The organism is Gallintestinimicrobium propionicum (assembly GCF_025567525.1).
GTDB classification, from domain to species: domain Bacteria; phylum Bacillota; class Clostridia; order Lachnospirales; family Lachnospiraceae; genus Gallintestinimicrobium; species Gallintestinimicrobium propionicum.
The window spans coordinates 59,883-79,940 of sequence record NZ_JAOQJY010000010.1; the positions used below are offsets into that span (position 1 = coordinate 59,883).

Genomic DNA, 20,058 nt, shown 5'->3' on the forward strand with positions numbered 1-20,058 from the left:
CTCCCAGCCGTTGAATATTTTCAAGAATAGACAGCCATATCGTTATCAACATTCCAAAATTCACTTTATCACTGACTTCAATTTCTACAAACGCGCCAAAATTTCTTATCAATTCCCTGTTGTGTAGTTACAAATTCCATTTCCTTTTCTCCTCGTTTGATCTATTTTACATGCAAATGTCCTTCTCGTTCCTTATGTGCACCTTTATAGAAGAAGAAAGAAAACCAGTTAATGACAAACTACAACATAATAATGGGAAGCTTATCACAATCATGTGACAGGCTCCCCATTGGTATCAATCTTTTTATTGCTATTGCTTCACTATTTTCACTCAAACCGAATGATCGCTACCGTCTCCGCATTTACCAACCTGCAAGCCCTATGGTGCTTCATCTGGCGAAGGATAGACCCTGACTTCCGGTATTGTGGTTTTTTTCGTCCGAAGAAGACCTGCAATTGTCCCATTCTCCCTCTGATACAGATCCATCTCCGAAATCACAAGAAGCTCTCTTCCATCCCGGATGATTTTCTGTGCATGAAGTGCTTCCTCTTCAGAAAGTGTGAGTATCGTGATAAGAGAAGCATCTCCGGTGCAGACCATCACGGCGGCATGAAGCCTCATGCATCATACCGGCATCCGCACATTCTCTGCTTACTTATTTAAGGCTCACACCTCAACAACCATTCCGTCCAGCTTCTGTGAAAAGCCATCCTCAAACACCATTACCACCAGTCCCTGAAATTCTTCCAAAACATGCTCCACCAGAAATCTTGCCGTTGCAGAATCCACCCGATCCGCCACACCATCCAGAAACAGCACATCCGCATCCTGATAAAGTCCCCGTGCGATCCCGACTCTTTTTCTCTGCCCACCGGACAGGTTCTCTCCCTTTTTTCCACACCGCTTGAGCAGTCCATCCTCAAAGGTTTTCACATCCTCGACCAGAGCTGTTTTTTCCAGAATGCCATTCATTTTTACATCCTCAATCCGCCCTCCCATAGAAATATTTTCCAAAAGAGAGTCATCGAATAAAACCGGCTCACTCGGTACATAGACGCATTTTTTATCCTTCAATTCTCTGTCGCATACGGAAAATAATGTGCGCAGCGCTTCGCTGCTCTTTTCGCCTTTTAAAATCACGATTTCTTTTTCCGCCGCATGGAACGTTTTCTTTCCACCGCCTGCACAGATTAAAAAATCATATCCGTCTTTTTCCCTGACAAAGCCTGCACCATCTGTCTCCTGAAGCAAAAATCCAAGGCGTTCCAGCGATGCGTTCGTCTGCTTCTTTCTTTTTACCAGATTTCCGATCGCATCCGGCAGATATGCCAGAAACGCATAGTAATAGCCAAACATGACAAATTCGCCAACCGAAAAGATTCCGTTCATCATAAACGGCAATGCAATCAGTAAAATAATGCCCAATGCCATATTCGAAGAATTGCCGGAAATACTGCCCAGCAGGCTGTCAAAAATTCTGTCCCGAATCTCGCTTTTCGATCTCTCCTGACATTTTCTCTCATACGCGGAAATTACCCGTTCCCGGTTTCCGATCATATAAAAATACTCGGTGTTTTCAAAAAAGTTATTCAGAAAACTCGTCACTTCTTTTGTGTTTTTCCGGGAATTCGTCCGGTATAAGAAAATTTTCTTGCCAAGAACTTTTACCAGAAAAACCGTCAAAGCGGTCGGGAACAGGCTTACAGCTGCAAAGATCGGGTTGATAAAAAACATCACGATTAATATCGAAACGGATAATACGATTTTGGGAACCTGATAATAAAATTCCAAAAAGAAATTTACGACGTCCTCGCATTCATTCCGGTAATAATTTAAAACTGCGCCGTCTGTCTCCCGCGCCGGATTCAGCGATTCCCTCAACACATAGTTTAACAATACACTTTTTACGTTGTATCTCGCCTTGGTTTTCCATTTTTCCACAAAAGCGGAATTGACCTGTTTTACACAATTGATGATCAGTGGAACCATCACGTTGATCAAGATTAAAATGTTCAGGGAATAGATTCCAAGTGTGACGTCTTTTCCTTCAATCACGTTAAAAATGTCTTTTTTTGCAATACCGCTCATTAAAAAACTGAACGTATAAGTGATCGTTTCGACCGCTATCACAAGTAGTCCAAAAGCCTTTATGTCTTTCGTGAAAGCCCGATATAGTTCTCTCTTTTTCATTTTCATAATTTGTCCCTCTCGATTCTCAACAGGTTTCTACCTGTATCCGACTTTCTTCCATATGTATCTTTTTGTGGAATTTCAAGGCACTCCTGTTTTTATGGGACACCATGATAATCGTAGAATCCGTAAATTCCTTTTCAAGGAGCGTATCAATCGTCGTGAGGATTTTATCGTCTATGGAAGCGTCGAATTCATCGACCAGCAAAATACGGGGCTTTGCAATTAATGCTGCCGTCCATGCCAAAATCTGCGCCTCATTTACCGTAAAATCTTCCGGTTTGATGGTATCTTCCAGACCGATTTTCGTTTCTTCCATCCACTGATCCATATGGGTGATTTTCAGCGCCAGCTCAACCGACTGCTTCTCGTAATTGTCGTAAAACCGCACCAGATTGTTCAGCAGCGTATCTTCGATAATCGGATAAAACTGGGAAATATAGAAAACATTTTCCACATATTTTCTCCGGTTAAACTCCCGGATTTCTTTTCCACCGATCAGAATTTTGCCGCAGTCCGGTACATACAGTCCTGCAATCAGATGCAAAATAGTGCTCTTTCCGCAGCCTGTCCTTCCCTCGATCAGCACATTTTCATTCGAGCCGATCGTAAACGATATATCTGACAAAACCCTCGACTGATTGTAGCCAAAAGAAACGTCCGAAAACACAATCTCATTGCCGCTAAATTCTGCAGCTTCTTCGTTTTGATCCTCCTGGGATTCCATTTCAAATATGGAATTCACTCTTTTTAGAGCAGCAAGCGACATCGGCATCTGCGCAAACTGATATTTTAAATGAAAAAACGGCATGTTCAATAAGCCGACATAACTCGTCAGCAAATACAGTTCTCCAATTGACAATCTGCCACGATTTAACAGCTGGACTCCGATCAGCAGTGCAATGCCTTCCGCAACATTTAGCAGGGAGAAAAACACCGTCGCCGGCAAATTCCCCCAGAAGGACGCCTTTACCTGTTTTTGCTCAAACTCTGCAAAATCCTTATGGAACCGCTCATGGATATAATCTTCTTTGCCAATTCCTTTTACATCTGCCGCAGCATACACATCTTCGGAAAACTCTCCAAACAGCTTTGTTTCACTCGCTCGCGCATCGTTCCATAATGCAGAAAGGCTCTTCTGGGTTCCGATAAAAATGACAAATATCAGAACCGCTATCACACAAAAAATTTCGCCGAGAATCAGCGACTTTGTCAGGAATACAACCAGGATTCCCACTATCATAAATGAGCTGCTCATGATGTCGATCAGCATATTGGAAAAGAATCCAACCATAACGTTGACGTCGCCTTCGATCTTCTCAAAAAAGTCTCCGGTTTTCGACATTTTATGCTGGGAGACAGAAAACTGGAATAATTTTTTCAACAACTCTTTCCGGATTTCATCGCAGACGCTCCTGCCCATTTTTTCGCTTAAATAAGAATTTAAAACTGTTGCAAATCCTTTTACGACCACAACTGCCAAAAAGAACAGAATAAATGCAACAAGCCATGTAATTGTCTGTTTCCCCAGACCGTCTATGATCTTGCTGAGTATGCCTGGCAGCCCCAAAGAGATCACTGTCTCCAAAATCAGCGAAATTAAAATGCCAAAAACAAACCGTTTCCTGGTTCGAAAGATCTGCAATAATGTGTCACTCAATATTTTCTTTTTCATTGTAGTTTACCCCTGTTATTACCCCGTTGATAGATTTCTCTTTTTCAAACAATAGAATGCAATACAAACTCCCGATGCTTTGATACTCACCCTTCCAATCTATAACTCGCTCTGCGCGAACGTACTGTTGTCACCAATCAACTGCCTGCGCGAATTATCTGCCTCCCCACACGCACAGTTCGTCATAAAATATATCTTATATCGATTGTACCATACTTTTCGGGGTTGCAAATAATCTCGTCGAAATTAGCAGCCTGCTCGTAGAAATTGGTAAAAATAGGGGGAAAGTTCCGCGAACATTCTATTGTTATGAAGGGAATTTTCCGCCTGCAAAACAAAAAATACCGATACATCATGCGACTTTTTTGCACGGTGTACCGGTATCTATACATTTTTCCCAGCTTCAAAATTAACTATACTTAATTTCCAATCCGCTGTTGCTCTGCGATTTTGACTGCATTCCTTTATTCTTTTACTCTTCTGTAGTTTGCAGCCATTTTTTCACTGTTTCCACGTTAAAGCCAATCAACTCCGCGATTTCTTCCGGCGAACGCCCTTTTTTGCCCATTCTGAAAGCAGTTATTTTTGCCTGTTCTTCGCGTCCTTCTTCGCGTCCTTCCGCGTAGCTCTCATTTCTCAAATCTTCCATAACCTTGCACATTTCATTCACTCCTTTCGGATTCTCTTTCAGATACCGCGTCTTTTCCGCCATTAGATCAAAATACATATCTTCCGCATCCGTACAATTAAAATCGTGCATCAGCTTGCCCAAATCCGAATCGCCGCGGTATTCGCCATTTACATATAAAATATGTGTTCCATCCTCAAACGGCTGGTTCAGCGTAAGGTTCATATTCTGAATCACATACATTGGCTTCCCTGCCTTATAATAATCTTTTTCCGTGATAAAGATCACATAAGTATCCGGCAAGTCTCTGTAATCCTGTTTTTCATCGAGATTTTCCACGTCCATCACACTGGAATGGTATCTCGCACGATGCGGATCGGCTCCATTATCCGACCGTTGAACCTCCATATCGTATTTTTTCCCTGTACTGTCCTCTGCATACGCATCCAGACAAATCGACCTTGCTCCGGTCACCCGCTTTAAATCCGCCTGTGTCTCACACTTTAACAGTGTCAGATCCTTTTTCCCGGTAATAATCCGAAGAACCATTTCTGCCAGTGGGAGATTATCTTTGAAAAGTCCCCGCATGAATGTATCGTCAATCGGTCGGAAACTGCGCAGACGCTCAAGATCTTCCTGATGCCGTTTTTCTCTTTTTTTATCTTCCGTTTCACTCATATGCTATCCTTTCCGATTCTGCGGATAGCCTAAAGCCTTTCTTTGCTTTTATCCTACCACAGAACCCTTGCTTTATCAATCCTTATTACTACCATATAATACACTATCATTATTGATAATTATAAAAGCACATCACCTCTCCTTTTCTCAGGGCCAAGCGGAGCCGACGCTTCCTATCCTATTCCGTCCGATTCAGATACCCGTCAGCTCCCGCCTGTTTCTGTCGTTTCTCCAGTCCGATGCAGTTTTTCTTTTCCATTGAAAAACGAAACTCTTATTCCGGCTTTCCGCCAGCCTGTACAATCAGAAAGTTCATGGTCTCTAAAATCCGCTTCCGATCTGCCCTCGACAACTCCTCCAGCTTTTTGGAAAGAGCGTTCGCTTCCGCGATAAAGCCGAAATCCAGTTCGTCCTGCAGAAGTTCATCTGCTGAAACGCCAAGCTGATTTGCGATCGCCACAAAATTCTGCAGTCTGGGCATTTTGATGCCCCGTTCAATACTGGAAATCGTCTCTATGCTGACTCCGATTTTTTCCGCAAGCTGCTCCTGTGTAAATCCACGCTTCTCCCTGCACCGTTTAATCTGCTCCCCAAGCATATACTTTTTCCCTTCCCCTTATCGTTATAGTCTCGTACTGATAGTATGGGTAAAGTATAGGTTTCCTATCTGTTCCGCTCCACGAGCCCTTAGTTCTACTCAAGAACCCTTAGTTCTATTTTTGGAAATTTTTCAACCAAATTTGTTAAAAATAATGGTATGGTAGAGTAAATTTAAAACTCCCTGAAACTTTTTTCCTGCCTACAACGTCTAATCCTCAGAACAACAAAAGAAGGAGGCGAATTTCTTCGTGATATCATTATCCAGAAAAACAAAAGAAAAAGCGGTAGAAGATCTGCTTTTGCAAAATTACGATCAATATTACCGGCTCGCTTACAGCTACGTCCACAACGAAGCAGACGCAGGAGATATCGTCCAGAACGGCGCATATAAAGCTATCCGAAGCAGCTCTGACTTAAAAGAGGTCCGTTATGCAGCCACCTGGCTGTATCGAATCATGCTCAACGAGATTTTTTCTTTCTGTAAGCAGAAAAAAACGGAGCCGTTGGAAGAAGGAAACGACGAGCTACACTACGAAGACGCTTACGAGAATCTCGATCTGAAACATGCGCTGGAGCTGCTGCCGCCCCGCGACCGCATGATCATAGAGCTGAAATATTTTGAAGATATGAAGCTGGAAGACATTGCAGCCATCATGGAAGAAAACACAAATACCATCAAAAGCAGACTATATCGCAGTCTCAAAAAACTCCGGTTGTCGCTGGACTGACCGCCCGACACAGCTGCCGACCACATTTGAGACCCATCAGCGTGCAGCAAGTTCAACACCATTCAAGCGGTGGCTCAGCCCCGCCATCACTCTCAGAAAGGATTTTTATTATGGAAAACCGTGAAAAACAGTTACAGGAATTGAAAAAAGAATATCAGGACATCCACATGTCCGAAGAACAGCTTTTACAGATGAAACAAAAGATCTCTCAGGCAAAGCAGGAGAACAGCCAGCAGGGTTCCAATGCTGCCCACAGCTCTGTCTCCCACAGACGCTCCATCACACGCCGCTGCGGGATCGCCGCTGCTGCAGCCGCTGCCGCTCTGGTCATCTTACCGAACACCTCTGCTTCCGTTGCCTACGCAATGAGTCAGGTTCCTGTGCTCTCCAGGCTTGTTGAAGTCGTTACCTTCCGGGACTATCACTACGAAGATGACCGAAACAGCGCAGACATTCAGGTTCCGGAGGTAACTGTCGCACCGGACACTGACACGGATACACAAAAATCCTCCGCCGTTTCCGAACAGACGAAGAAAACAGCAGAGGAAATCAATACAGAGATTCAGACCATCACAGACCGCCTGATCGCAGAATTCGAAGAAAGCAAGAAAAACGAAGAAGGCTACCAGAATATGACCGTCAAATCCGAAATTCTGGCGACCACCGATCAGTATTTCACCCTGAAACTGATCTGTTTCCAGTCTGCCGGAAGCGGTGCGGAATGGAACTACTACTACACCATTGACCTTTCCACCGGAAAACGCCTGCAGCTTGCAGATCTCTTCCAGGAGGGCAGCGATTATTTAACCACTATCAGCGACAATATCAAACAGCAGATGAAAGAACAGATGGCGGCAGATGAAAATAAAATCTACTGGCTCGATTCCGATATGCCGGAATGGGATTTTACCTCTATCACAGACAACACTTCCTTCTACTTGAATCAGAACAACGAGGTTGTGGTTTGCTTCAACGAAGGCGATGTTGCACCGATGTCCATGGGCTGCCCGGAATTTGTTATTCCTAACGAGGTGCTCGCCGGAATTCGGAAGTAAAGTCAACGAGGTATGCCGTGCCGCGTGTCACGGTGCTGCGCGATCTGTCTGCGTATCCGCAACATCCTACGTTTTATCATGCCCGACACACCCGCGCAGCGCTGCTGTCACGGCTCCCCGCCCAGCTCGAGCCTGCCGACTCTGGAGATAAACTCCTCTACCTGTTTTAAGTGCTCCCGGTTGACGCGGTTTTCATCCTGCTGAATCTGCTTCCGATACATCGTCGGGGAAACCCCCTTCATCTGCCGAAACGCCTTGCTGAACACAAGCGGATCCTGATATCCGCAGGACAATGCGATGCTTTCCACCGGCAGATGCGGCACCATCAGCATTTCCGCAGCCTTTGTCAGCCGGTACGCTGCCAGAAACTGCTGCGGGGACATACCGAGAGATTTCTGAAACAGAGTATATAAATAACTGCGGTTGACGCAGACATAATCCGCCACGTCCGTCACCCGGATCGGGTTGCAGTAGTTACGCTGAATAAATTCCACTGCCCGGCGGACATACTGGTTCGCCCGATCCGTTTCCTCCCGCCTTTCCTCCGGCATACTCTGCGCCACAACCGACAGAAAAATATGCAGCAGACCGTTTCGGCGCAGCTCGTTTGCAACGCCGACCGTATTATGATCCATCATGTCCCGGACAATGCTGTAAAGCTCATCCGACTGCTCCGAATGAAACACCGGGTGCCGCGGGGATATCCCCATGCTTTTGACATATTCTTCCGCGCGCTCACCCGCAAAGCCGACCCAGATGTACATCCACGGATCTTTTTCATCCGCCTGATAAAAGCTCATCTGCCCCGGCTCGATCAAAAATCCGCAGCCTGCTTCCAGCGGATATTCCTCGCCCTCCATTTTGAAAATCCCCCTGCCGTTTAATACATAATGAATCAGATAATGCGGCTTCATCGCCGGTCCGAAGCAGTGCAGGGGTTCTGTCCGGGAGCACCCGCAGCAAGTCATGAAAAGCTCTCCGCCGGGCTGTCCCCCAAATTCCAGTTTATATGCTTTTTCCATACTGATCTCCATTTTGCAGGCGCTTTGCGCTAAAATCCCACACAATTCACTGGGACTCTACACGCCTGCGGTACATAACTGCCAGCAATCCACAGTTGCTTTACAGGCACTTTACTCCCGATACCCCGTCTGCAGATTCACAAGATTTTCAATCGGCTGCCCTGCAAAATACCGTTCCAGATTATCTGCAAACAGTCCGACGATCTTTTCCAGCGTCTCCGGAAGGGAAAAACCTCCGGAAACATGCGGCGTAATCAAGAGATTCGGCGCATTCCAGAGCCGATGGTCTGCCGGAAGCGGCTCCGGATCTGTGACGTCCAGCGCGGCCCCCGCGATTTTTCCTGCATACAGCGCATCCGCAAGGGCATCCGTATCGATCGCCGTTCCGCGTCCGACGTTTAAAACAACCGCATTGTCCGACAACAACGCAATCCGTTCACGGCTCAGCACATGATACGTCGATGCATTGCCCGGCAGGCTCATCGCCACGATATCCGCCTTTGGAAGCAGTTCTTCCAGACTGTCCATGCCGTACATACCCTCCATCCATTCCGGGCAGTCGCTCTTTTTAGAAACTCTTCTGCGGATTCCGCTCACCCGACAGCCAAGTGCATTCATCTTTCTGCCGAACGTCATTCCGATATCACCGCAGCCGATCACCAGTACATTCGATCTTTCGATTACTTTTACATGTCCTTCCGAATGCCAGCAATGTGCTTTCTGGTTGTCCCAATACAGCAGCAATTTTTTCCGCAAGGCAAACAGACAACCGATCATATGCTCCGAAATCGCCATTCCATAAGCACCCGTCGCATTCGCAAGCTGTGCACCCTCCGGCAGAAGCCCCGGTTCACAATAGCCTTCCGTCCCGGCATTATTCAACTGAATCCATTTGAGGTTTTCACACTTTTTTAACTGCAAAGGACTCTGCAAATTGCCAAGGATAATGTCCGCGCGCCGCAGCTGTTCTTCTGTCACCTCCGGCTTTTCCGTAAAGAAAAACTTCTGTCCCGGCGCAGCCTGCAAAAGCTGTTGCTTTTCTTCCTCCGTCACTGGCGGCGTGACCAGAATACAGAGTCTTTCCCGCTTCCGCACCTCTGGAAGCAGCATCTGCAGCTCTTCCAAATAAATGCAATGCGAAATTTCGTTCTTCTCAACCAGTCTCAGACAGCTTTCAAATTCAAACCAGCGCACTTCCTCCAGTTCTTCTTTCTGAAGGACAAAATCCTCCGGCCTTCGATCCAGCCATAGCGCATAAACGTTGCTGACCTGCCTGTCATGAAATTCCTTTCCATGAAAAACGCCGTCATAGGAAAATCTGCGCTGTCCGCAATAAATCAACTCATTTTCCGAAACACTGCAGCCCAGTTCTTCCTTTAACTCCCGCAGCGCAGACGGAATGAAATCTACCCCTGCAGGAATATGTCCGGCGCTGGAAATATCGTAACAGCCCGGAAAGGAATCTTTATTCTGACTTCTTTTCTGCAGCAGTACCTCGACTTTTCCTGCCCGTTCCCGCAGGATCCAGACATGAGAGGTACGGTGCCGCAGTCCCTGCTTATGTGCAGCTGTCCGTTCTGCTATTTTCCCGGTCGGTACTCCATTTTCATCTACGATATCCAAATATTCCATACTCTACTGCCCCTGTTTTTTGTCTCTTTCTTTCTATTTTAATGAAATCTATCGCCGTGTCAATCTTATGTAAAGCTCCAGGTCCGGGATAGAAAGCCAACCCGTCCGTCTGTTTTCTCCTATTTCTTAGACACATTTCAAAAACTGGGAAATTTTGCTACACTCTTTCAATTCTGTGAATTGAGGAACCCCATTTCCTGCGATATGATACAGCTACAAAACAAACAGAGGAAAAAATTTCTCATTGTTTCCCGAAAATTCGGGCATCCTTTTACTGACAAATTTGTATTGAAAATCGAAAATGGAGGATTTTATCATGGCAAAGAAACATTCCGGTCTTTCAAAGGCAGCTATCCTCGCAGCAGGCGTCGGCGCAGCGGCATTTGCAGCAAAAAAACATACAGACCATCTTGCAGAGGAAGGTCAGACCTTATCCGGTGAGATTAAAGAAGCAGTCGCAAAGACCGCAGAAAAAACCATCAAAATGCCTGCTCCTGACCCGAGCTACCGCAACACAGAGCGGGGCAAATATGAGAAAAACAGCAAGGGCATTTACTACACCAACGGTAACTACGAAGCATTCGCCCGTCCCGAAAAACCCGAAGGCGTTGACAACAAAAATGCTTATCTGGTGGGTAGCGGACTGGCTTCTCTCGCAGCAGCGTGCTTCCTTGTAAGAGACGGTCAGATGCCCGGCTCCCACATCCACATTTTGGAAGCAATGGACGTTGCAGGCGGCGCATGTGACGGTATCTTTGATCCCTCCAGAGGCTATGTAATGCGCGGTGGACGTGAGATGGAAAATCATTTCGAGTGCCTGTGGGATCTGTTCCACAGCATTCCTTCCCTGGAAAAGCCCGGTGCATCCGTACTGGACGAGTATTACTGGTTAAATAAGCACGATCCCAACTACTCCCTGTGCCGTGCAACCGTAAACCGCGGTGAAGACGCACACACGGACGGCAAGTTCAATTTAAGCCAGAAGGGCTGCATGGAAATCATGAAGCTGTTCCTGACAAAAGATGAAGACCTGTACGACAAGACCATCGAAGACGTATTCGATGATGAGGTATTCAACTCCACCTTCTGGTTATACTGGCGCACCATGTTTGCTTTCGAGAACTGGCACAGCGCACTGGAAATGAAGCTGTACTTCCAGCGTTTCATCCACCATATCGGCGGACTCCCGGATTTCAGCGCACTGAAATTCACCAAATACAATCAGTATGAATCCCTGATCCTTCCGATGAAGAAATACCTGGAGGACGCAGGCGTACAGTTCCAGTTCAATACCGAGGTTACCAACGTTATCTTTGATTTCCATGACGGCAAAAAGGTTGCAAAGACCATCGAATGCAAGGTAAAGGGGAAAGAGCAGAAGATTGCCTTAACCGAAAACGATCTGGTATTCGTAACAAACGGCAGCTGCACAGAGGGAACGATCTACGGAGATCAGAATCACGCTCCGGTGGGCGATGCAGAAGTTCGCAACAGCGGCGTATGGGATCTGTGGAAAAATATCGCCCGTCAGGATCCTTCCTTTGGTCATCCCGAGAAGTTCTGCTCTGATATTAAAAAGACCAACTGGGAATCTGCAACTGTTACCACTCTGGATGACAAAATCATTCCTTATATTGAGAAAATCTGCCAGAGAGATCCCAGAAGCGGCAAAGTCGTTACCGGCGGTATCGTAAGCTGTCAGGATTCCAGCTGGCTGTTAAGCTGGACCATCAACCGTCAGGGTCAGTTCAAAGAACAGGATAAGAAGCAGGTTTGTGTATGGGTATACAGCCTGTTCACCGACGTTCCCGGCGATTATATCAAGAAGCCCATGAAAGAATGCACCGGTAAGGAAATTACAGAAGAATGGCTGTATCATCTCGGCGTTCCGGTAGACGAAATTTCGGAGCTGGCAGAGCACAGTGCAGTCTGCGTTCCTACCATGATGCCTTATATTACCGCATTCTTCATGCCCAGAGCAAAGGGTGACCGCCCTGACGTTATCCCGGACGGCTGCGTAAACTTCGCATTCCTGGGTCAGTTTGCGGAAACCCCCAGAGACACTATCTTCACGACAGAATATTCTGTTCGTACTGCTATGGAAGCCGTTTACGGACTGCTTGGCGTAGACCGTGGTGTTCCGGAGGTATGGGGCAGCGTTTATGATATCCGTGAACTTCTCGATAGCTCCGTAAAGCTGATGGATGGCGTATCTCCGCTGGAGATCGAACTTCCCGGACCGCTCAATAAGCTCAAGAAGCCTCTGTTAAAAGCAATTTCCGGTACAGTGATCGAAAAGCTTCTGCGCGACCATAATATTCTCAAAGAAGGCATGATGTAATTCCATTTCCAAAAGGGGGCAGCGCCTGGAGATTTTCCCGGACGCTGCCCCTTATTCATGACAATAGAATGCTCGCAGAGCGTGCATTCTATTATTTTTTATCAATCTGCTTCTGTCCGAACTGCTTCCTTCAGAATCCGCACCATCAGTTCTACACTTCCGACGTGGTATCCGCAGCTTCCGTAAATGCCAGTGCCATCCGGTCTGACAGCTGCCAGAACCGGGAGCTTTTCGGCAAGCCTCATTCTCTTCGCAGTTTCCTGCCAGCCACAGAGGGTACCGGACGCTGTGTCACCAGTCGCGGTGTGCAGTGCGGCATTAGCATCCGAAGCACCGCCAGATATATCGTATAAAATTTCTATCTCAGATCCCGCATCCAGCGCCAGCACTTCCTGCAGCGTTTTATGCTGCAGGTCTTTTTCCTGCCGCAGAACGAAAAGCAGCTGACAGCCAATTCCTTTGGAATTTCCTTTTGCGCTCTTTTCCAGTGCCAGAACCTCATTCAGCACATGCTCTGTCGGCTCTGCCCCAATTTCCAGAAATGCCAGAATACTGCGTTTTCCGCTTACCAGCTTTTCCAGACTGCAACGCGTTCCATCTGCTCTCTGTAAGAGGATGTCCCGAAGCAGGCAGCTTTGTATTTCCTCCCGGAGACTGTTGTTTTTGTTTTGCAGCTTCCGGCAGCTCTGGCTCTCATCCGGCACACTGGCTTTTTCCCACGGCATCACACCATCTGCTTTTTCAAAATCCGGCATATAAAGCTCGGTCTGTTTCTCCTTTTCGATCGCAAACAAAAGCTCTGCTGCCTCCTGATCCCCGTTCAATAGCCGTTTTACTGCAATCAGGCGATAAATTCCCACCGGAAGTAAAAGCTCTAACGTTTCCTTTTCAAATACCAGTCCGGCATGATTCATTGTCACGAAATGATCCTTTTCCAGACGCCCCAGCGTCCAGTGCTGCGCATAAATCCATTCTTTTCCCAAAATATTTCGCAGCAGAAGCGTTCCTTTCGAGGCCTGCGCCCTGCTGACCGGTACACGGAATGCGCCGTCCGCCCAGTATTCCGAAAGCATCAGGCTTTTATCCAGTCTCGCCGGGATATTCAGGCTTCTGCAAATCGCAATAAACAAAATCGTCCTGGAAACTGCACTGCCCATTTTCAGCTTCAGACAGCCGATCGGCGACGCGCAAAGGGTATCATATTCTTCTTCCGGGATATCGGTAATGTTTTGGTTTACATAATTCCATATCAGCTCTGGATTGGAGGCAAATGCTTCCTGCTCCTGAGCAGTCAGCACACTGCAAATGTAACTTCTGTAAGCGCCGATTTCTTCCAGCCAGATTCTGGGACACAGCAGATCCTGTACATGTATATCTTCCGACCAGCTGCCGCGCTTTGCTGACAAGTGGTCTTCCAGCACTTCTGCCCGCAGATCTTTATTATCTTTTTTCGTCAGACTGTCCAGCAGCTTTTTGCGATCCGGGTTATCATCCTTTTCCAGAAAAGCTGTCAGCTCCTCTGCATTCTCTCCCGCAACGCGCATCCTCTCTTCCTCCTCCGGATGCACTGCAATCGCGTGCCGGGTCAGCTGATCGAAGCGTTCTTCCCGCAGCTTCACTGCATCTGCCAGTCTCCGCGTGCCGCGCGACACTTCTTCCTCACTCAATACACTTTCCCGGACAACGACTTCTTTCGGAGCGCAGAGCTTCGCCAAATGCCATTCGCAGGCAGAGACGCCAGAAAGCGCATCTTTCATTCCCGCTTCCGAATCCTTCAGCACAAGCGTAACAGCGCAATCCGCATCTGCCGCCCCGGCGCCGTCCTCTGCCAGATTACAATAACGCTCTACAAACTTCCCTTCTGACCGCGCCTGCAGCCGGATGTCGCCCAGCCCAAGCCTGATCGAAGTCTCGCCCTGTTCGTCGGTTTCCAGCACTGCTGCCGGGAAATATTCCGCCATGTTCAGAATTTCCACCGAAACTTGTGCGTGCGCTGCCGGGGTGTTGTCCTGTTTTCGCACCTGAATCCGGAGCTCGCGTGTCTTTGTATACGAAGCGGTGACATTGTGGCAGACAACCGCGCCGTCCCTGCCGATTACCTCTTCCCGCTTTCCCGCCGCATAATCGCCGAATGTGCGGCTGTGAATCAAAAGCGCCTGTCCGGCAGGTCCTGTAAACCAGCCGCGATCCAGTTTTTCTTCCGGCTCGCAGGCCCCCAGAAAGTGCCATTCTCCATTTACCCAAACCTCGACCCAGGCATGGTTATCGTCGCAGTGCGCCCAACGCGGCGTGTATACCTGACGTGCTGCAAGCCCGACACTGCGCAATGCCGTCACCGTAAAGGTGGATTCTTCTCCGCAGCGTCCTTTTCCGCTCCGGTACATCGTCATCGGCCCCGCCGTTCGGTCATCTGCCATTTCATACGTTGCATGCTCTACGCACCAGTAGTTGATCTCTACCGCTGCCTGATATTCGTCCAGTCCTACAATTCGGTCTTTTAACTGCTCGTAAAAAAAACTGCGGCAATCGCTGATGTCCTCCGAGTTGATCCGATAATACAGTACGTCGTGGACAAACAGATCCTCCGGCAGCTTCTTGCACCAGTCTATCGTTTTCCGCAGCCAGAGGGCATGGCGCACATAACTCAGAAATATTTCAAACGGATATTCCCCGGCATCCCGCAGCGGCATTGTCCCGTAAAAAAATTTTATCAGCAGGGCCTCTTCCTCGCTGCACAAAGACAAGCCTGCCTCGATTTCGGATAAAATCGGCGCAAAATATTTTTTTCTGTTTTCAAAGTGTGTTTCCGCATATATTTTTAATTGTTCTGAAAATTCCATGTTTCCTCTGATTTCCGCGCACGCTTTTTGCGCATACCGAGTTTGTGTCAAGTGCACGCAGACACAAATCTCGCGATTGAAAAATTTTATTTTTCAATTTTCCTCTGATTTCCATGCACGCTGCACGATCGGATGACCGCCGTATGGTGTCCTTTAAGCCCTAAAAAACGCCCCACAGGTTTTCCTGCGGAGCGCTTCTGTGTAACGTATTCAATCCCACTTTTTGAGGATCGACATCATTTCTGCTGCATTTTTTGCCGGATCCTTAAAAACAGCGGAGCCTGCCACAATCACATTCGCGCCGGCCTCCAGCACCAGCTCGACATTTCCTGCACCAACGCCGCCGTCTACCTCCAGCTCAATCTCACGACCGCTTTTCCGGATCAGCTCTGCGGTCTGGCGGATGCGTTCCGTTGACTCCGGAATATATTTCTGACCGCCAAAGCCAGGCTCGACACTCATAATCAGAATCAGCTCGACTTCATCCAGATATTCCTCCAGCACCTCTACCGGCGTACCGGGCTTGATGCTGATACCAGCCTTACAGCCGCAGCTGTGAATCTGTCGGATAACCTCATGCGCGTCTGCACAGGCTTCCAGATGGATCGTAATAATATCTGCGCCTGCTTTTGCAAACGCTTCCACATGCCGTCCCGGTTCTACGATCATCAGGTGCACGTCCAGAACCATATCGCAGGACTTGCGGATCGACTCCACAACACACATGCCATAGGACAGCGCCGGAACGAACATACCGTCCATCACATCGATATGAAGATATTTCGCGCCAGCATTTTTTACCGCTTCAATCTGCTCCCCAAGCCGCATAATATCGGCTGCCAGAATTGACGGAGCCAGAATTTTTTCCATACTTTCCTCCACTTAACGGGTCACAAAATTCTTTACGGTATTGTATACACCGTTCCCGTCAAGACCATATTTTACAAGAAGCTCGCCCGCAGAACCGGACTCGCCGAATACATCCTGAATGCCGATTCTGCATACCTTTGTCGGGCACTCTTCAGACAATGCCTCGCAAACGGCAGAACCAAGGCCGCCGATCACGGAATGCTCTTCCGCCGTCACGACTTTTCCGGTCTTCTTTGCGCTGTTGATGATCAGCTCTTTGTCCAGAGGCTTGATCGTATGAATATTGATAACCTCTGCGCTGATGCCCTCTGCTGCCAGCTTTTCAGCCGCTTCCAGCGCAGAGCTTACCAAAATACCGGTTGCAACGATCGTCACATCCGTACCCTCACGCAGCACGATACCTTTTCCCATCTCGAAATGATAACCGGGACGGTCATTGATTACCGGCACTGCAGAACGTCCGAAACGCATATATACAGGGCCAACATATTCGATTGCAGCACGGACACACTCTGCCGCCTCAACCGCATCGGAGGGGTTCATGACAACCATACCCGGAATGGAGCGCATCAGAGCGATATCTTCGTTACACTGATGGCTCGCACCATCCTCGCCGACGGTGATGCCGGCATGGCTTGCGCCGATTTTTACGTTCAAATGAGGATAGCCGATAGAGTTACGGATCTGTTCGTAAGCACGGCCTGTTGCAAACATGGCAAAGGAGCTCGCCACCGGAATTTTCCCAACGAGGGAAAGTCCTGCTGCCACGCCCATCATATTTGCCTCTGCGATACCGCAGTCAAAATGACGGTCAGGAAAGCTCTTTTTAAATACAGCGGTCTTTGTCGCTGCGGCCAGATCTGCGTCCAGCACTACCAGCTCAGGATGTTTCTTTCCCAACTCTACCAGAGTTTCCCCGAAGGCTTCTCTGGTCGCAATCTTCTTTACTTCTGACATAATGCTTCACCGATCCTTTCCAGATCCGCCATTGCGATCTGATACTCTTCATCGTTGGGCGCCTTACCATGCCAGCCAGCCTGATCTTCCATAAAGGAAACACCCTTGCCCTTTACCGTATGGGCAATAATTGCAGTCGGCATGCCCTTTGTGCTGCGCGCTTCTGCAAACGCCTGACGCAGCTGTTCCATATCGTTGCCGTCTGCAACGTCAATTACATGGAAATTGAAAGCGCGGAACTTCTCGTCGATCGGATACGGGGAGCATACGTCCTCGATCTTTCCATCGATCTGCAGACCGTTGTTATCTACAATAAGCACGAGATTATCCAGCTTATGGAAGCCAGCAAACATCGCAGCTTCCCAAACCTGACCTTCCTGAATCTCGCCATCGCCCAGAAGCGAATATACGCGGAACTTTTCGTCTGTCATTTTTCCGCCCAGTGCCATGCCGACAGCGGCAGAAACACCCTGTCCAAGGGAGCCTGTGGACATATCTACGCCCGGGATCTTATCCAGACAGGGATGTCCCTGCAAATAAGAACCGAGATGACGCAGTGTCTCCAGATCCTCTACCGGGAAAAAGCCTCTATGTGCCAGGGCAGAATACAGACCGGGTGCCGTATGTCCCTTGGAAAGAACAAAACGATCCCGGTCTTCCTTCTTCGGATCTGCCGGATCAATATTCATCTCTTCAAAATACAGGTAGGTAAAGATATCTGCTGCAGAAAGCGATCCTCCCGGATGACCGGATTTTGCGCCATGTACAGCAGTCAAAACGCCCTTGCGGACTTCATTCGCCACTTTGGCAAGTTCCAAATTATCCATAATTCCTCTCATTCCGCCGCGAAAACGGCCCAAAAATTAACCACTTACTTTACTTTGTATCACATTTTACTATAGACAGTCAACCCATTTACAGGGGGTTTTCTCATATCTTTTCCCAAAACCACATATAAATATGAAAAAATCTGGTGGCGCTTTTTGAAAAATATTTTCCGCAAACGGACTCCTCTGTTTCTATGCACGCTTTTTCTGTGTATTTTTCTGCCCGCAATTTTGCTGTGTTCCCACTGCTTTGACCGGGCTCTTTTCCATAAAATAACAAGTGCATATGTGCAGTCCAGCCTTGAACACGATGCCCTCAGCCTGCACTTTGTCATGGCGTATCCGAATCTGCAAGGGATTCATCTAAAAGACGCTGCGCTTCCGGTTTATTCTAAGGAAGCTTCCGAGGCTTCTGCCGCCTCCCGGCAGAAATTTTTATCCGTGCTCTCCTTTCTCGATTCGAAAAAATTAAATGAGGAGGAACGCTATACCTACGATCTGCTCTGCGACAGGCTGGCTCTCGACCTCGAAGAATCCGATTTTTCCTATTATGAGGAACCCCTTTCCCCGACCTCCGGCATGCAGAGCGAGCTGCTTTTATTATTTGCAGAATATCCGTTTTATACCGCTGACGACGTGGAAACCTATCTTTCCCTCCTGCAGTCCGTTCCCGATTACGTGCAGGGTCTGCTTTCTTATGAATCCGAAAAAAGTGCAGCCGGGCTTTTTATGGAAAAAGAGGACGCTAAAAAAAGTGCACAGCAGTGCCGCGAAATCCTCACAAAGGAGGCGCTTTCCTCCGGCACGCACTTTTTACAGACGACGTTTTCTTCCAGACTTGCATCTCTTTTACAAAAAGGACTTCTGACCGCCAAGCAGCAGTCACAATACGAAGCACAAAACCAGTCGCTTTTGTCAAAATCCGTCCTGCCCGCCTGGCAGTCCCTCGCAGACGGGCTGGAACAGCTTTCCGACACCGGACGCACGAGGGGAGGACTTTCCCAGAAGCCCGACGGGCGGCAATATTATGCCTGGCTCGTCAAGGAATCCACCGGTTCCTCCCTTTCCATGGATCAGCTCTATTTGCTCCTTCAAAAACAGTTTCAGAAAACCTACAAAGAGATGAAGCAGACGCTGACCACTTATCAGGAGCTGACCGGCGGTACGCCTGACCTTGCCCCGGTTAACGATGGATTTCCACTTTCTGATCCAACCGCCATTCTGGAAGATCTGCAAAACCGGATGCAGCAGGACTTTCCGGCTCTGGCCGATCTAACCGCCCAGACGGTTCAATGCGACATTCAGGATGTGGACGCCGGGCTCGAGGCATATTCCAGTCCCGCCTTTTATATGATCCCGCCTATCGATGCTCTGATGCAGAATACGATCCGCATCAACCGTTCCTCGACCGCAGACGGAATTGAGCTTTACACCACACTCGCTCACGAGGGTTATCCGGGGCATCTCTACCAGACCGTCTATTCCTCCCTTGTCTGCGACACGCAGACGCTGCCAATTCGCAAGCTGTTCTCCTACGGCGGATATGTGGAGGGCTGGGCGTACTATACCGAACGGATTTCCTATGAATATGCCGCACAGGTCCTTGCGGAAGCGGAAGGCAGCTTGGGCAGCTCCTATCCCGCTGCGCTGCTCTGTACGCTTCTGGCACAGCAGCGCGATCTGCAAATCAACCTGTTTTGCTTACTCGACCTTTCTCTGCACTATTACGGCGCGGAAGAGTCAGAGCTTCTGCGCTCCCTCGAATCCTTCGGTCTTTCGGAAGAGCAGTCGGAACGTGTTTACGATTATCTGCGCACTGCCCCTGCGGTCTATTTGAAGTATTACGTTGGTTATCTCGAAATGAATGCTCTCAAAAAAAGAGCCGAACTTCAGTGGAGCGACAGCTTTTCCCTGCTGCGCTTCCATCGCTTTGTCCTGGAGGCTGGTCCGTCTGATTTCGAAAACCTTACAAAACGGCTGAAACAGACTGCAGCAAAAACGGGCTGACCACGCG

General features: G+C 48.2%; 15 protein-coding genes. 4 read left to right on the plus strand and 11 right to left on the minus strand.

Going from position 1 to position 20,058, the window contains the following annotated elements; translation table 11 throughout:
* Positions 1 to 379 precede the first annotated feature (379 nt).
* From OCV62_RS09005 to OCV62_RS09025, 5 genes are all read right to left on the minus strand, one after another.
* Entirely contained in the window at positions 380 to 622 is a 243-nt protein-coding gene (locus tag OCV62_RS09005) for a hypothetical protein (protein ID WP_262586145.1), read from the minus strand.
* A gap of 45 nt (positions 623 to 667) precedes the next feature.
* A complete protein-coding gene (locus OCV62_RS09010; protein ID WP_262586164.1) occupies positions 668 to 2,197 on the minus strand; it encodes an ABC transporter transmembrane domain-containing protein in 1,530 nt (509 codons plus the stop codon).
* A 19-nt stretch (positions 2,198 to 2,216) separates the two neighbouring features.
* A complete protein-coding gene (locus OCV62_RS09015) occupies positions 2,217 to 3,866 on the minus strand; it encodes an ABC transporter ATP-binding protein (RefSeq protein WP_021916160.1) in 1,650 nt (549 codons plus the stop codon).
* 472 nt (positions 3,867 to 4,338) lie between these two features.
* Positions 4,339 to 5,172 (minus strand): PD-(D/E)XK nuclease family transposase, encoded by an 834-nt coding sequence (locus OCV62_RS09020; RefSeq protein ID WP_262586167.1) that lies wholly within the window; start codon positions 5,170 to 5,172, stop codon positions 4,339 to 4,341.
* Positions 5,173 to 5,446: 274 nt separating this feature from the next.
* On the minus strand, positions 5,447 to 5,770 hold the full coding sequence (locus tag OCV62_RS09025; RefSeq protein ID WP_118496951.1) for a helix-turn-helix domain-containing protein: 324 nt from the start codon (positions 5,768 to 5,770) through the stop codon (positions 5,447 to 5,449).
* Between the two features lie 250 nt (positions 5,771 to 6,020).
* On the opposite strand from OCV62_RS09025, the gene OCV62_RS09030 reads away from it, so the two are divergent.
* A complete protein-coding gene (locus OCV62_RS09030; protein WP_262586169.1) occupies positions 6,021 to 6,500 on the plus strand; it encodes an RNA polymerase sigma factor in 480 nt (159 codons plus the stop codon).
* Between the two features lie 110 nt (positions 6,501 to 6,610).
* The gene (locus tag OCV62_RS09035; protein WP_262586171.1) at positions 6,611 to 7,555 is read left to right on the plus strand and encodes an RsiV family protein; all 945 of its coding nucleotides are present in this window, start codon (positions 6,611 to 6,613) and stop codon (positions 7,553 to 7,555) included.
* Positions 7,556 to 7,662: 107 nt separating this feature from the next.
* On the opposite strand, the gene OCV62_RS09040 is transcribed toward OCV62_RS09035, so the two are convergent.
* Entirely contained in the window at positions 7,663 to 8,589 is a 927-nt protein-coding gene (locus tag OCV62_RS09040; RefSeq protein WP_262586173.1) for an AraC family transcriptional regulator, read from the minus strand.
* 99 nt (positions 8,590 to 8,688) lie between these two features.
* Positions 8,689 to 10,209 carry an NAD(P)-dependent oxidoreductase gene (locus OCV62_RS18165; RefSeq protein ID WP_317258845.1) on the minus strand — a complete coding sequence of 507 codons (1,521 nt, stop codon included), beginning with the start codon at positions 10,207 to 10,209 and terminating at the stop codon, positions 8,689 to 8,691.
* Positions 10,210 to 10,525: 316 nt separating this feature from the next.
* Here OCV62_RS18165 and OCV62_RS09055 point away from each other — a divergent pair, with 316 nt between their 5' ends.
* A complete protein-coding gene (locus OCV62_RS09055; RefSeq protein WP_262586175.1) occupies positions 10,526 to 12,550 on the plus strand; it encodes an oleate hydratase in 2,025 nt (674 codons plus the stop codon).
* Positions 12,551 to 12,651: 101 nt separating this feature from the next.
* Here OCV62_RS09055 and OCV62_RS09060 read toward each other — a convergent pair whose 3' ends face one another.
* The 4 genes from OCV62_RS09060 to OCV62_RS09075 form a co-directional block, all read right to left on the minus strand.
* Entirely contained in the window at positions 12,652 to 15,390 is a 2,739-nt protein-coding gene (locus tag OCV62_RS09060) for a transglutaminase domain-containing protein (protein ID WP_262586177.1), read from the minus strand.
* A 210-nt stretch (positions 15,391 to 15,600) separates the two neighbouring features.
* Positions 15,601 to 16,260 (minus strand): ribulose-phosphate 3-epimerase, encoded by a 660-nt coding sequence (gene rpe / locus OCV62_RS09065; protein WP_262586179.1) that lies wholly within the window; start codon positions 16,258 to 16,260, stop codon positions 15,601 to 15,603.
* 12 nt (positions 16,261 to 16,272) lie between these two features.
* Positions 16,273 to 17,217 carry a transketolase family protein gene (locus OCV62_RS09070; RefSeq protein WP_118763325.1) on the minus strand — a complete coding sequence of 315 codons (945 nt, stop codon included), beginning with the start codon at positions 17,215 to 17,217 and terminating at the stop codon, positions 16,273 to 16,275.
* The gene (locus OCV62_RS09075; protein WP_021916149.1) at positions 17,205 to 18,044 is read right to left on the minus strand and encodes a transketolase; all 840 of its coding nucleotides are present in this window, start codon (positions 18,042 to 18,044) and stop codon (positions 17,205 to 17,207) included. The genes OCV62_RS09070 and OCV62_RS09075 overlap by 13 nt, the downstream gene beginning before the upstream one ends.
* 288 nt (positions 18,045 to 18,332) lie before the next feature.
* Here OCV62_RS09075 and OCV62_RS09080 point away from each other — a divergent pair, with 288 nt between their 5' ends.
* Positions 18,333 to 20,051, plus strand: a complete 1,719-nt coding sequence (locus OCV62_RS09080; protein ID WP_262586183.1) for a DUF885 domain-containing protein — start codon at positions 18,333 to 18,335, stop codon at positions 20,049 to 20,051.
* The last annotated feature ends 7 nt before the right edge of the window (positions 20,052 to 20,058 follow it).